General features: G+C 53.1%; 2 pseudogenes. One reads left to right on the top strand and one right to left on the bottom strand.

The annotated features are described in order from the left end of the window. Positions 1 to 267, top strand: a pseudogene (locus tag BBW68_RS20485) (hypothetical protein); the annotation flags it as partial. Positions 268 to 529: 262 nt separating this feature from the next. Here the strand turns inward: BBW68_RS20485 and BBW68_RS17515 are convergent. After that, positions 530 to 892: pseudogene (locus BBW68_RS17515) on the bottom strand (recombinase family protein); the annotation flags it as partial. Between the last annotated feature and the right edge of the window lie 201 nt (positions 893 to 1093).

The raw sequence follows: 1093 nt of genomic DNA, 5'->3' as shown, positions 1-1093 counted from the left end.
TTCATACTTAAACCTACGCATGAGCGCCGCATCAAAGGGATAGTTCGTTCTGACATTCATGGTTGGGCGCTCTCAGAAGAGGCGATTCAATCTCCTAACCATCAAGTAATCGTCCACGACGCTGAATATCGTCAGCGTCGGTACGCCTTTGGCGAGATCAACGAATTCAGGTTGCTCAATATGTTTGAGATCGGACGGAGATATATCGAACTGCCAGCAGTCATTGCTGTATTCCGCATGAAACCTGATTGCCGGCGGTTCCCGTAATAAACGGGACTGGTCGAGGCGAAACCGGGAAATATAACGGTGCACAGTCTGGCGACGTAGCAATCCTGGTGGCGCTTTGATCAGCCCCTAACCAATCTCGACCCCATGCTCTTCAAGTAATTGTATCGCCTTGGTCATCGAGAGGTGACGACCAGATTTGTTGGTGGTACGCAGCTTCAGGGCGGCGATAATCTCGCAATACTGCTCCAGCTCCGGGGTGGACAATACCCTGTATTTGCCATGATCGCGGCGGTGGGCGGCATGCGGTTTCAGGCTCACGCCTGAGAGCCCGGTAGACTGATGCCCGACAAATCCCAAGCTTCCGGGCGATGGCGGTTGCCCCCATTTTTTCATCCACATAGAGGCGATGGACTTCGGTCGGATCGATGGAGGGTTTGCGGCCGCGGTAGACACCACGCACATTTGCCGCCGCGATCCCCTCCAGCTGACGTTCACGGCGCAGATTGGTTTCAAATTCGGCGAAAACACCCAACATATCTCGGCTGGCACCGCTGGCTTTTTCTGCGCGAATGATTTCGCAGCCAGCATCGCGCAGGGTTTGCGTCTGCAGAGCCAGGTCCTGATCGTTGGTTGAAACGCGGGCGTACCCATACATAACGACCATATTTGCTTGATGGTTAGGAGATTGAATCGCCTCTTCTGAGAGCGCCCAACCATGAATGTCAGAACGAACTATCCCTTTGATGCGGCGCTCGTGCGTAGGTTTAAGTATGAAAATGCAGTTTTTGTCGTGTTTTTGACCGGAAAGCCATTTTTCAGGCACACTAATCCGGCTCAGGCATCCGCAACCATCGCTTTTTCTCCA

Source organism: Candidatus Erwinia dacicola, assembly GCF_001756855.1.
Classification (GTDB): domain Bacteria; phylum Pseudomonadota; class Gammaproteobacteria; order Enterobacterales; family Enterobacteriaceae; genus Erwinia; species Erwinia dacicola.
This window is presented reverse-complemented; position numbering and strand designations above follow the sequence as displayed.